This window comes from Campylobacter geochelonis (assembly GCF_013201685.1).
Lineage (GTDB): Bacteria > Campylobacterota > Campylobacteria > Campylobacterales > Campylobacteraceae > Campylobacter_B > Campylobacter_B geochelonis.
This window is the reverse complement of the sequence record NZ_CP053844.1, coordinates 703,037-717,267: the sequence shown is the minus strand read 5'-3', so window position 1 is coordinate 717,267 and position 14,231 is coordinate 703,037. Positions and strand designations below refer to the sequence as shown.

At 30.9% G+C, this 14,231-nt stretch carries 7 protein-coding genes and 1 CRISPR repeat array (1 of these 8 cut by a window edge); of the genes, 1 reads left to right on the top strand and 6 read right to left on the bottom strand.

Translation table 11 applies throughout. The features are described 5' to 3' along the window. Positions 1-8: 8 nt before the first annotated feature. From secF to yajC, 3 genes are read right to left on the bottom strand one after another with little or no spacing between them, the layout of a single operon-like run. Positions 9-980, bottom strand: coding sequence for a protein translocase subunit SecF (gene secF, locus CGEO_RS03315; protein WP_075493430.1), 972 nt, complete (start codon positions 978-980; stop codon positions 9-11). Beyond that, positions 967-2,568, bottom strand: a complete 1,602-nt coding sequence (secD, locus tag CGEO_RS03310; protein ID WP_075493432.1) for a protein translocase subunit SecD — start codon at positions 2,566-2,568, stop codon at positions 967-969. The genes secF and secD overlap by 14 nt, the downstream gene beginning before the upstream one ends. After that, complete coding sequence (yajC, locus tag CGEO_RS03305) at positions 2,561-2,830, bottom strand: preprotein translocase subunit YajC (RefSeq protein WP_075493434.1); 270 nt, start codon at positions 2,828-2,830, stop codon at positions 2,561-2,563. Before yajC ends, secD begins: the two co-directional genes overlap by 8 nt. Here yajC and CGEO_RS03300 point away from each other — a divergent pair. Continuing rightward, the gene (locus CGEO_RS03300; RefSeq protein ID WP_075493436.1) at positions 2,803-4,113 is read left to right on the top strand and encodes an apolipoprotein N-acyltransferase; all 1,311 of its coding nucleotides are present in this window, start codon (positions 2,803-2,805) and stop codon (positions 4,111-4,113) included. The two genes, yajC and CGEO_RS03300, sit on opposite strands and share 28 nt — an antisense overlap. A gap of 206 nt (positions 4,114-4,319) precedes the next feature. Here the strand turns inward: CGEO_RS03300 and CGEO_RS03295 are convergent, their stop codons facing one another. The 3 genes from CGEO_RS03295 to metK form a co-directional block, all read right to left on the bottom strand. After that, positions 4,320-4,772, bottom strand: a complete 453-nt coding sequence (locus CGEO_RS03295; protein ID WP_075493438.1) for a hypothetical protein — start codon at positions 4,770-4,772, stop codon at positions 4,320-4,322. A 68-nt stretch (positions 4,773-4,840) separates the two neighbouring features. After that, a complete protein-coding gene (locus CGEO_RS03290) occupies positions 4,841-5,230 on the bottom strand; it encodes a hypothetical protein (RefSeq protein ID WP_075493440.1) in 390 nt (129 codons plus the stop codon). A gap of 6 nt (positions 5,231-5,236) precedes the next feature. Further along, positions 5,237-6,439 (bottom strand): methionine adenosyltransferase, encoded by a 1,203-nt coding sequence (gene metK / locus CGEO_RS03285; RefSeq protein WP_075493442.1) that lies wholly within the window; start codon positions 6,437-6,439, stop codon positions 5,237-5,239. 120 nt (positions 6,440-6,559) lie between these two features. Then, positions 6,560-14,231: a CRISPR direct-repeat array (repeat unit 30 nt; unit sequence GTTTCAATACAAAATTTGTTCAAGCAAAAT) (it continues 2,674 nt past the right edge of the window).

The window sequence follows — 14,231 nt, the reverse complement described above, 5'->3', positions numbered from 1 at the left end:
CTCTCCTTTTAAACCATGCCTTTTTCATACATAGAGCGCATTTTTTCTTTCTCTTTTGCTTTTCTTTTTTTCTCAGCCAAAGATGCCCTATAGTTAACAACGTTAAATTTAAGCCAAACTAGCGCTTGAGCTGCAATAAATACAGAACTTGCAGTTCCAACCAAAACGCCAACTAGCATAATCAAAGAGAACCCATATATCATATCTCCACCATAGAAGAACAAGATTACAACGCTGATTAGGGTTGTAAATGATGTTAAAATCGTTCTTGAAAGCGTTCTTGAAACAGCTTCGTTAATAACATGTTTCATATCACTTTCTTTGCTCTCTTGAACGCCCTCTCTAATCCTATCAAATACAATAATAGTATCATTTAGCGAGTAACCAACTATCGTTAAAACAGCAGCGAGTGTGTCAAGGTTTACATCTATGTTAAAGAAAATTATAGCTCCAACCGTTATGATAACATCGTGAATTTCAGAAGCGATTGCAGCAAGTGCAAATCTCCACTCAAACCTAAAAGCTATATATATAAGAATCAAAAGTAGCGATACGCTAAGCGCCATAATACCGCTTTTTCTTAAGTCATCGCCAACTTTTGGACCAACGACATCAACCCTTCTTATCTCAAATTTGCCAGTTCCTTCTAAAATTTTACTAACACTCGCTCCTGGATTTACACCAAGCGAGTCCGAAGAGCCAGAGTATCTTATAGTAACTTCATCACTACTTCCAAACTCAGTTACGCTTGCTCCTTTTAGCGCCTCAACGCTCTCTAGCTTTTTTCTAATATCATCAAGTGGCGCAGCGCCTTCATACTTGATTTGTATTAGTGTTCCGCCTGAAAAGTCTATTCCGTAGTTAAAGCCTTTTGTAAAGAACAAAAACATCGAACCAACCATCAAAAATACAGATATAGCAAGAACTACATGGCGATAACCCATAAAATCATAAATTTTGTTTTTATCAAATATCTGCATTTGTAGCCTTTCTTACTTTATAACCAAACCATAATTTTGCATTTTGGCTTTTTTCCATTTTTTCCATTAACAAATCAAAAATTCCATGAGTTCCTAAAATCGCAGTTAGCATCGAAGCTATGATACCGATACTCATAGTAACAGCAAAGCCCTTTACTGGGCCAGTTCCATATGCGTATAACGCAGCCGAAGTTATCAATGTCGTAAGGTTTGAGTCGATAATCGCACTCATGGCATTTTCATAACCTTTTTTGATACTCGTGCGTATATTTCCCCCTTCTCGCAGGATTTCCCTTATACGCTCATTTATGATAACATTGGCATCAACTGCCATACCGACAGTTAATACTATACCAGCCATTCCAGGCAGGGTTAAAGTCGCGCCAAAGAGCGCCATAACCGAAACTAAAAGCAAGATATTAACAACCAAAGCTATATTTGCTATAACTCCAGCAAGTCCATAGTAAAACATCATAAACAAAACTATCAAAATCGAAGCGCCAACTAAGGCTTTTGTACTTTGATCTATACTTTCTTGTCCTAAGCTTGGCCCTATACTTCTTTTTTCAAGTAGCTTAACAGGAGCTAAAAGTGCGCCAGATCGAAGCGCTATAGCTACATCTCTTGCCTCTTCTAGGGTAAATCCGCCACTTATCTGCCCACTTCCACCACCGATTCGCTCATTTATACGAGGAGCCGAATAGACTTTGTTATCAAGCACGATAGCAAGTCGTTTTCCGACATTTTTACCGGTAAAATCACCAAAAATAGCAGCGCCTTCTGAATTAAGTGTGAAATTTATAATAGGTTGATTTGTGTGCTGATCAAACGCGACTTTAGCATCGACAAGCATTCCACCATCAAGAACTGGAATTTGTTTTACAACATACTTCACTTGCGGTGCTTTTGCATCATCTAAAAGTATATCTCCATAACTTGCGGCTTCTGCATGGCTCATCGAGCCTGCTTGATCTTGCCTTTTATCATCTAGTGCCATAAGTTGCAAATGAGCTGCTTTAGCTATCAAATCCTTAGCTCGTTGCTCATCTTCTTGCGTTTTAACACCAGGAATCTCAACTAAAATATCCTCTTTCCCCTGCCTTGCTACTATAGGTTCAGCCAAACCAAACTGATCTAGTCTGTTTCTTATAGTCTCAACGGCTTGATCTATCGCATACTCTTTTGTAGCAATTTCTTCTTCTGGAGTTAAGGAAACATTGTAGTTTTCGCCATTTTTTTGAATGTTTAAACCATTTATATTTTTAAGAATAGCATCAAATTTACTAGCTTCATCTGGATCTAGGATAGTAAATTCAAAAAAAGTTTTTTCTATCCTAAAGCCATCCATAAGCAAGTCATCTTTGTTCGCTGAATAACTCACACTTGAGGCGACTGACTTGATTTTCGAGTGGATTGCTTCGTTGGTTTCAACGCCTAAAAGCATGTGAAGTCCACCTTGTAAATCAAGTCCTAAATTTATCTTATGACCCTTATCAAGCTGTAAAAAAGATGGTATGGAAAAAACAATAGAAAAAATCGTCGCTATAAAAAATATAATAAGTCTATAAGTTATCTTACCACTACGCATCTAATTTCTTCGCTACAAATTGTCTATCGATTTCAACGATTACATCATCATTAAGCTTAACTGTGATAAAATCCTCACCTGGTTTTACCACTGTGCATTTTAGTCCGCCGTTTGTGATAAGTTTATCGCCCTTTGCAAGAGCATTTAACATCTCTTTGTGGGCTTTAGCCTGTTTTTGTTGTGGTCTAATAACCAAAAAATAAAATATAGCAAAAAACACGATAAGAGGTAGTAATGTCCCTAAAATATTTCCTTGCTGCATGCAGATCCTTTATAAAAAATTTAATAAGCAGATATTTTACCATAAATGAGATTATAAAAGGCTTTTTTATTGCTCTTTTGATATCAAATTTTATATTTTTAACTCTTTTTGACAACTTGATTTTAGAATTTATCTCGCCGTTTTTAGCGATTTATGGTTTTTATAAACTTTTTGATGCAAATAGATTTGAGTTTTTTCATACTGGATTTTTCATAGGAATTTTGTGGTTTTACTGGGTAAGTTTTTCGTTAGTTTACTACGGTTTTGCTTTTTTAATACCACTTGAAATTCTCTTTTTTGGGCTTGTTTATGGGTTAATTTTCTTAGTTTGTGGCTGGTGGAAAAATAAATTTATAAGAGCCATTTTACTCATTTTAATAAGTTATTTTTATCCTTTTAACTTTAATTGGCTAAATTTAGAACTTGTTTTAGTTCCAGGTCTGTTTGAGCCAAATTTACGTGGACTTTGTGCGATTTTTGCTGGGATTTTAGCCTTTTACTACTTAAAAAAATTTAAGCTTCTTGGACTTTTTGTAGGAGTGATTTTAGCGCTTCAAATAACGCAAGAAAAGCCAAATTTTTTACCATTAAAAACAAAACTTATAAACACCCAAATTTCACAATACACAAAATGGAATCCTAAATTTAGCAAACAGCACATCATAGAAGCACTAAATTTGATAGACGAAGCGATAAAAGATGGGTATAAATTCATCGTTTTACCAGAAAATGCGTTTGTGACTCATCTAAATTTAGAGCCAAATTTGGAGCAAATTTTAAAAGAAAAATCGCACTTTTCTACCATTTTAACGGGCGCTTTAGCATATGAAAATGGTAGGCAGTATAACTCTAGCTTTTTATTTTCTAAAGGAAGTGTTCAAAGGTTTGATAAATTTATACTTGTTCCTTTTGGTGAGGAAATTCCTCTTCCAAATTTCATAAAAAAAGCTTTAAATTTACTCTTTTTTAATGGAGCAAAAGATTTTGATAAAGCTAGTAGTTTTAGCGATTATAAGGTGGATAATCAAGTGATTAGAAATGCGATTTGCTATGAAGTTACAAGAAGCGAAACTTATAAAAACTCGCCGAAATTTGTAGTTGCTATCTCAAACAACGGCTGGTTTACACCATCAACCGAGCCAAATTTGCAACGCCTTTTAATCAAATACTACGCGACAAAACACGGCACTACGGTCTATCACAGCGTAAATGGTAGCAAAAGCGAAATTATAACGCCAAAAGAGCTTTGGGTTGTTAAATTTATAAATTTATTTAAAAAATGAGTTGGTTTTGTTTGGTAGTTTTTAAAATATTTTATCATAAGTGATTTGATTTACAGTATTAGAAAAAATTTAAATTTAGTAATAAATTTAAGAAAAAGTAAAATATACTAAACTTATATAAATAATCGCCAAGAAACAACTATTTATCAAAGAACAAATTTAAATTTTTATTAAATTTCAAAATTCTCATTTGCTCTTTAATGAAATTATTTACAATCTTTAGCTTCTAAGAAAAACGAAAAGTATCGTTTGCCATCTCGAAGGTCGTAAATATAGTGAAAAATAGCGCCTTTTTTCATAAGCTCAAGCGTGTTGGCGTTTTGACATAAAAAACTTTTTGCACCTTTAATTATTTGATTTCTAAATTCGTTTTTTCTAGTTTTATCAAATTTGCTTAACACAAAATCTTCATCATCGTTTAATATATAATAATACTTTATATTATTCTTTTTAGATGTTACTCTGTCTACTGTTGTAATATAATCAAGCCTTTTTGGAAGCCCCATTGTAACTTCAAGTGCGATTTGATTTAACACGGCTGGGACATCTTCTGCTTTTAACTCAGCTTTTATTTCTGGAGCTTTTGCTTGTGCTGGTGGAGTTTGCGCAGCAAAAGAAAAACTTGTCATAAGTGCAAGAAGTAGTAAAATTTTCTTCATTTAATTCCTTTTTATACTAATTTTATATATTATTTATATTAAAAACATTTATCCAAATTTAAAAATTTTTAATAACAATCTCTATTTTTAAAGTCAAAATCAAAACCATTTTTTCCGCTGTCAAACGAGTAGCTATAGTTAAAAACCACGCCAACATTATCTATAAAATTCGAGATATTATCCTGCTGTTTTTCTGTGCTTTTACTCTTACAAAGCCAAGGTCTGTGCTGGTCATCTAAAAGCTTATCGCTATCTTCAAATCTATCGTAAACTAACTTTTTTTCTGGTTTAAAACTTAAGTTTTTATCAAATTTAAAGCTGTTTTTATATGTTTCGTTCTTATCAAATTTGATTTCTAAATTTGATAAATTGCTATCTTTTGAGATTGCTAAAGTGCTGTTTTGTTCAGCAAATAAAACAAAAACAAAACCAAACAAAACAAGCACTATCTTTTTCAAACTAGCCTACTTTGCCAAATCTTTAAAAGTTTCAACCGCGTCTAGCTTCTCCCATGGATAACTAGCATCGCCAACTTGCCCTTTAGCAGCGACTTTAGCATATAAAAATGTCTCTTTGCTAGGTTTGTCAAGTCCAAATTTTTGTATTATCCAACGAGGTGTTAGAGCGAATTTTTGCGTTACAAAAGTTGAAAGCATATTATCATCAACACCTTCTATATGCGTTCCCATCGTATCTACGCTAACAGAAGTCGGCTTTGCAACGCCGATTGCGTAACTTAACTGGACTATGCACTTTTTAGCAAGTCCAGCCGCAACGATGTTTTTAGCTATCCAACGAGCCGCGTAAAGCCCACTACGATCTACTTTTGTATAGTCTTTACTAGACTGTGCGCCACCGCCGATTGGCGAGTATCCGCCAAAACTATCAACGATAAGTTTTCTACCAGTTAGTCCACTATCATGAAGAGAGCTGTGATTTACGTAACGCCCTGTTGGGTTTATATAGATGATAGTTTCTTCTTTTGTATAAAGCTCTTTTGGAAGCTCAGCATCATCGATAAGTTCTTGGATAAGCGCTCTAACCTCTTCGATTTTCATCGTTTCGACGCATGGAGCTGAGACTACGATGGTGTGAATTTTTTGCGGTTTGCAGTTTTCAAAGTTTTCTTTGCTACCATAATCAAGCGTAACTTGGGTTTTGATATCAACTCCTAGTTGCTCTGGATGTTTTTTAGCGTATTTATACACCTTATCACTAAGCATTCGCGCGTAAGTGATAGCTGCTGGCATAAGCTCTTTTGTCTCATTTGAAGCAAATCCAAACATAATGCCTTGATCTCCTGCTCCTATCTCGCCATCATCTTGATCAACGCCTTGGTTGATATCTGAACTTTGCTTGTTTAAAAGCACATGAACTTCGATGTCATCTGGATGCAAACATTGCTCTTTTGTAAAATTTGGGTTTCCGTTGTATCCTATGTGTCTAAGAGCCTCTTTTACGATGGCCTCAAACCTTTTAAAACTAAATTCTGCATTTGTTTTTACCTCGCCGCCAATGACGATATGCTTGCCTGCGACAAAGACCTCACTCGCCACTCTAGCATCCTTATCCTCCATCAAAACCGCATCAACTATGCTATCAGCGATAATATCAGCGCATTTATCTGGGTGACCCGGACTTACAACTTCAGAAGTAAATAGATACATAAATCTCCTTAAATAAAAATAATTGTAAATTTTAGCGATAAAAGATTAAAGTTATATTAACAAGATGATTTTGCGAAGTGGCGGTTGGTTTTGTGTTTTTGTTTTTATGGTTTTTATATCGTTTCGATACAAAATTTGTTCAAGGAAAATCGATAGATACTATATCAAAGCCGCTGTAACATATACGTTTCAATACAAAATTTGTTCAAGCAAAATAAGGTTGTGTTGGTAGTGGGGCTTGTGGTAAAGTTGTTTCAATACAAAATTTGTTCAAGCAAAATGGGAAGCTCTTGCTCCTTAGCCTTTTCTTTGCTCTCTGTTTCAATACAAAATTTGTTCAAGCAAAATTCTAGCTAAAAAAGAGGCATTAGCTAGATTAGCTGAGTTTCAATACAAAATTTGTTCAAGCAAAATTGCATTAATTTCTACTGGAATTGGAGCATTAATTATGTTTCAATACAAAATTTGTTCAAGCAAAATACTTTATGAAAATAGTAAAAGATAAAGGTTATTCTGTTTCAATACAAAATTTGTTCAAGCAAAATCGACAGAACATAGAAAAATGGTAGATGATAAAGAAGTTTCAATACAAAATTTGTTCAAGCAAAATGTCCTATACCCAAAAGAGCCGACAGAACATAGAAAAAGTTTCAATACAAAATTTGTTCAAGCAAAATAATGAATTACCTATTGAGTATAAACCCTGTATTTAGTTTCAATACAAAATTTGTTCAAGCAAAATTTGGCTCTAATTGCTCAAACCAAATTTGATAAAGTTGTTTCAATACAAAATTTGTTCAAGCAAAATATAGAGTAGAGATTATTAGGGTATCTTCTGTTTGTGTTTCAATACAAAATTTGTTCAAGCAAAATTGGCGATAGGCTGGATAATTTGGTTTATAAACACTAGTTTCAATACAAAATTTGTTCAAGCAAAATAAAAGATTTTGTGACTAATTTTAATAAAATGCCAGCGTTTCAATACAAAATTTGTTCAAGCAAAATTGACTTTTGGATGGATTTATTTGGCAGATTTTTTGACGTTTCAATACAAAATTTGTTCAAGCAAAATAGACTCAGTGCCTTATAAAGAGATAATGGATTTTTGTTTCAATACAAAATTTGTTCAAGCAAAATGTGCTGTAGGCGATAGCATGGAGCCATATATTTGTGAGTTTCAATACAAAATTTGTTCAAGCAAAATAACTTATACAAAGACTCAAAGTAATGAGAAATTTCTGTTTCAATACAAAATTTGTTCAAGCAAAATAGTACTTGCTCTTTATACCTTGTTTGCTTTGCTACGTTTCAATACAAAATTTGTTCAAGCAAAATCATACCAAAACTAATATTCGCTATGCATATAAAGCGGTTTCAATACAAAATTTGTTCAAGCAAAATAAAACATTAAGGTTATTTAATGTAAATGCAAGTCTGTTTCAATACAAAATTTGTTCAAGCAAAATCTTTCTGTCCTTTTTTACACTATTTTTGCATAAAAAGTTTCAATACAAAATTTGTTCAAGCAAAATTCTAAAAGAGTTTATAACTTCAATATTGCTATCAAGTTTCAATACAAAATTTGTTCAAGCAAAATGCCTTTTCTAGCCCCATAATCTCGTTGTAACTAAAAGTTTCAATACAAAATTTGTTCAAGCAAAATTGTGGAAAGTGAAAAACTAGACAATGAAATAGAGTGTTTCAATACAAAATTTGTTCAAGCAAAATAGAAAATGACTTCTTGGGCTACAAACAAATAACAGAGTTTCAATACAAAATTTGTTCAAGCAAAATCTAGGAGTTGAATATAGTACTGGAAATTTTAAGCCTAGTTTCAATACAAAATTTGTTCAAGCAAAATTATCAAGCCACCAGTTCTTAACATTATGCCAAACTCGTTTCAATACAAAATTTGTTCAAGCAAAATAACAAGTAATACAGCACCAAAACTATAAAGAAAAACGTTTCAATACAAAATTTGTTCAAGCAAAATCTCATACGTTTCTTCATCTAGCTCAAACATATTATTGTTTCAATACAAAATTTGTTCAAGCAAAATAATACTCCATATGATAAATTAACAACCAAACTAGAGTTTCAATACAAAATTTGTTCAAGCAAAATGCTTCTATTATTGCTCTTATAGTTTGGATTTATACGTTTCAATACAAAATTTGTTCAAGCAAAATTAATCTATCCAAAACTGCAAGGTTTAAAATTTTGGTTGTTTCAATACAAAATTTGTTCAAGCAAAATTTTCTTATCCACTTTTAAAGATGGATTAACTCGAAAGTTTCAATACAAAATTTGTTCAAGCAAAATTATAGGGTTGGATACTGGCGGCTCAAACATATTATTGTTTCAATACAAAATTTGTTCAAGCAAAATTGCCAATTACGGCTTTGTTTGCTATTTTTTTAGCAAGTTTCAATACAAAATTTGTTCAAGCAAAATTAGCTCAGATATTGAAGGTATAGAAGTAGAAGATAAGTTTCAATACAAAATTTGTTCAAGCAAAATTAGAGTGTTTAGAAGCAGTGCTTGGATTTCCATACCAGTTTCAATACAAAATTTGTTCAAGCAAAATGCAAAAACATCACTTGAAGAAAGTACACCATAGCTTGTTTCAATACAAAATTTGTTCAAGCAAAATTTTGATAATTCTATAGTATATGGCAATGCAGAAATAGTTTCAATACAAAATTTGTTCAAGCAAAATCTTCCTTTAAAATTTCGTTGTTAAATCTAGTACTTGTTTCAATACAAAATTTGTTCAAGCAAAATTGGAGTTAGCAAAAGCGATAGTAAAAGTTATGTGCTGTTTCAATACAAAATTTGTTCAAGCAAAATTTTATGATATACGTTATGGAAAGCTTAAACCTAAGAAGTTTCAATACAAAATTTGTTCAAGCAAAATCATTGATACTCAAGAAGATATACTAGTATTTAGAATGTTTCAATACAAAATTTGTTCAAGCAAAATTCTCCTCCTATAAATATTGCTTCGAAATTTATTTGTGTTTCAATACAAAATTTGTTCAAGCAAAATGTAGCTCTTAGCGAGTGTTTTAGCCTTGTTATAAGGTTTCAATACAAAATTTGTTCAAGCAAAATTCATTATCTACAAACTTAAAATTCCTATAATCTCTTGTTTCAATACAAAATTTGTTCAAGCAAAATGTCTCAATAGCAACTATACGACATCCATACATAAGTGTTTCAATACAAAATTTGTTCAAGCAAAATTGTATCCATGTCTAAGTTCTGGCGACTGGGTTATTAGTTTCAATACAAAATTTGTTCAAGCAAAATCTCAAATAACGATAAAAAGCTTGAGTATGTAATGAGTTTCAATACAAAATTTGTTCAAGCAAAATAAGCCTGTAAGTATTCCGCAAAGAGACATAAAATAGGTTTCAATACAAAATTTGTTCAAGCAAAATTATCAGAACAAGAACAAAAATATTACATATATGATAGTTTCAATACAAAATTTGTTCAAGCAAAATGCTCTTCTTAAATATGCTTTATTCTCAATGCAGCATGTTTCAATACAAAATTTGTTCAAGCAAAATTCTACTCCAAATAGCTTGCATACATTCTTTAAATCGTTTCAATACAAAATTTGTTCAAGCAAAATAAGAGATGTATATAGGGAGCTAAAAGATGAGTTTATGTTTCAATACAAAATTTGTTCAAGCAAAATAGAGATATGCAACTATGAGAACGTATAAGCATAATAGTTTCAATACAAAATTTGTTCAAGCAAAATTACCATCAAGGTTGATTATAAAAAATCTTTTACACTGTTTCAATACAAAATTTGTTCAAGCAAAATCAGGCAGGGCGCTAAAAAACATTGACCGCCAGCGCGGTTTCAATACAAAATTTGTTCAAGCAAAATAAGCTTAAAAAGCTAGATGTAACTAACTTTAAAGAGTTTCAATACAAAATTTGTTCAAGCAAAATGTTATTGGTATTTAGCAGTATTGTTGAGGGGTATTTAGTTTCAATACAAAATTTGTTCAAGCAAAATGGTTACAAACCTTTTTAAAGATGGTTTCATAACTTGGTTTCAATACAAAATTTATTCAAGCAAAATACTTTACAAAAATTGATAAAAAACACAATTTAAAGTTTCAATACAAAATTTGTTCAAGCAAAATTTATACTATCTGTATACTTATATATTGCTTAAAATAAGTTTCAATACAAAATTTGTTCAAGCAAAATTAAAGTCTCATTTTGAGTTTTAGCTACTCTATTTTGTGTTTCAATACAAAATTTGTTCAAGCAAAATTAGCATAGAAATAACTAATGCTCTTGGTATAACTTTGTTTCAATACAAAATTTGTTCAAGCAAAATCTAGTTCTGATATAAATAAGGATGATTATACAACTGTGTTTCAATACAAAATTTGTTCAAGCAAAATGGATATTTAGAAGTAATTAGAAGCGAGTATCCGGCGTTTCAATACAAAATTTGTTCAAGCAAAATTAATGCTGTTCTTAAATCATCGATGTTTTGATAGGCTGTTTCAATACAAAATTTGTTCAAGTAAAATGCTATGTTAGAAAGAATATTAAATAAACTAAGACTGTTTCAATACAAAATTTGTTCAAGCAAAATTCATCTGGTGTTGATATAAATAGTGGCGAATGGATGTTTCAATACAAAATTTGTTCAAGCAAAATCTTTCTATCTTTATTGCTGGTTGTGCCAGATATGGGTTTCAATACAAAATTTGTTCAAGCAAAATCCAGCTGCAATCATACCCGCATTTGGTAATTTCTTGTTTCAATACAAAATTTGTTCAAGCAAAATTGGCTAAAAAATTAGAGCTGTTAAGTCCAGAAACCATGTTTCAATACAAAATTTGTTCAAGCAAAATTTTAAAAGAATTAAAACAATTCTTAGAAATAATAAAGTTTCAATACAAAATTTGTTCAAGCAAAATAGATGATATAAATGTGAGATTGTTTAAGCAAAACCGGTTTCAATACAAAATTTGTTCAAGCAAAATAGATGGCTTCTTGTTTTATTTATACGAAGAAGAAAGGTTTCAATACAAAATTTGTTCAAGCAAAATACATAAAAACTACTTGATTCCCCACCTTGATGGGATGTTTCAATACAAAATTTGTTCAAGCAAAATGCTTTTATAATTATTGTATTAGGTCTAACTCTTGCTGTTTCAATACAAAATTTGTTCAAGCAAAATCAAGGAATGCTAGTATGAGATACTTTATATACTCTAGTTTCAATACAAAATTTGTTCAAGCAAAATAGTCAAAAGACCAACAACAGCCATTGCTTTACCTTTGTTTCAATACAAAATTTGTTCAAGCAAAATTTAACTATTACTACTATGTTAATTATTACAAGGCTTGTTTCAATACAAAATTTGTTCAAGCAAAATACTTGTTTCTCTTCCTGTGTTTTCATCTTTACCGCTGTTTCAATACAAAATTTGTTCAAGCAAAATAGTAATCATTCTGGTGATGATATCTTATCTATGGGATTGTTTCAATACAAAATTTGTTCAAGCAAAATTGACAATGTTAGAGTATAGTTTCAATACAAAATTTGTTCAAGCAAAATAAAGATGATAGAAACTTTGGCGATATTACTAAGCTGTTTCAATACAAAATTTGTTCAAGCAAAATTAAATTTACAAAGAGATTTAACACTGCTTTTAAAAGGTTTCAATACAAAATTTGTTCAAGCAAAATAATCTTTATTATCGATTTTGGAGCTTTTTAATGACGTTTCAATACAAAATTTGTTCAAGCAAAATTCATTTAGCATATGCTCACCATTTGGGCTAATGCTGTTTCAATACAAAATTTGTTCAAGCAAAATTATTGGGATAAGTATGCAAACACAGGTGGAATACAGTTTCAATACAAAATTTGTTCAAGCAAAATCTATGAAAAAAGATAATGAAGCAGAGCAAGTTATATGTTTCAATACAAAATTTGTTCAAGCAAAATAATGAGCGAACTTGGCGACAAGATAAACTATTTAAGGTTTCAATACAAAATTTGTTCAAGCAAAATTTTAAAATCTCATCTAACTCACTGTTTGCGTTATAAATGTTTCAATACAAAATTTGTTCAAGCAAAATCATTAAATTATGAAAGTTGAACTAAATAAAAAGGCGTTTCAATACAAAATTTGTTCAAGCAAAATGAATTAGATGGAAATAGAATGTATTTTGCTTTAGCGTTTCAATACAAAATTTGTTCAAGCAAAATAACAAGTAATACAGCATCAAAACTATAAAGAAAAACGTTTCAATACAAAATTTGTTCAAGCAAAATTAATGCCTCTTTTTTAGCTAGATTATTTAACTTATGTTTCAATACAAAATTTGTTCAAGCAAAATTCTTTCAAACGCAGTTGGCAAAGCTAGTTTAGCAAGTTTCAATACAAAATTTGTTCAAGCAAAATTATATTGTTTATGAGGTAGCATTTTATTATCTAAGGTTTCAATACAAAATTTGTTCAAGCAAAATCCTTTAAAGAGCTTTTAAAAGTCGAAGTAGAACTACTGTTTCAATACAAAATTTGTTCAAGCAAAATCAGGAGCTGGAGTAGTAAATATTTATCTTAAAACAGAGTTTCAATACAAAATTTGTTCAAGCAAAATTATATTGTTTATGAGGTAGCATTTTATTATCTAAGGTTTCAATACAAAATTTGTTCAAGCAAAATCCTTTAAAGAGCTTTTAAAAGTCGAAGTAGAACTACTGTTTCAATACAAAATTTGTTCAAGCAAAATCAGGAGCTGGAGTAGTAAATATTTATCTTAAAACAGAGTTTCAATACAAAATTTGTTCAAGCAAAATAGTATAGAGTTAAAGCTAATAATTAGGAGTAAAAAGTTTCAATACAAAATTTGTTCAAGCAAAATTTTTTAACTACATGCATAATTTTAGATTTACCTTTGTTTCAATACAAAATTTGTTCAAGCAAAATCTAATGAAAGATAGAGCAGACAATGCTCACATACAGTTTCAATACAAAATTTGTTCAAGCAAAATTAAAAGTGTTGAAGTAGTTGCGCAAGTTGAATTAATGTTTCAATACAAAATTTGTTCAAGCAAAATTTGGATATGGAGAGACATAGAAGAAGAAGGCGCGTTTCAATACAAAATTTGTTCAAGCAAAATCCTAAGACAGTTTGAGACTTTAGCCCTAGTAGCTTGGTTTCAATACAAAATTTGTTCAAGCAAAATACAAACGTAAGAAGTAAAGAGCAGCGCGATAAGCTGTTTCAATACAAAATTTGTTCAAGCAAAATAAAAAATAAAAGTGCTAATAGAAAACCACTTATATAGGTTTCAATACAAAATTTGTTCAAGCAAAATATGCCATTACTTATAGTTTTCTTATTCTTGTATTTGTTTCAATACAAAATTTGTTCAAGCAAAATCTAAAAAAACTCAAGCAATACAGCATAGATATGCCAGTTTCAATACAAAATTTGTTCAAGCAAAATTCTATGTAACGCGTAAAGAAAAGGTGAAACTCCCTAGTTTCAATACAAAATTTGTTCAAGCAAAATCTCTTTATTTTATTTTTAATTTTAAGCTTCCAAAGTTTCAATACAAAATTTGTTCAAGCAAAATCTAACGGTAATATTACAGGATTATCGGAGCAATTTAGTTTCAATACAAAATTTGTTCAAGCAAAATGTAGTAGTGGGGTTAGCAAGGGTGGATTTGAACATATGTTTCAATACAAAATTTGTTCAAGCAAAATAAAAGATATTTCGGCTTCATATGG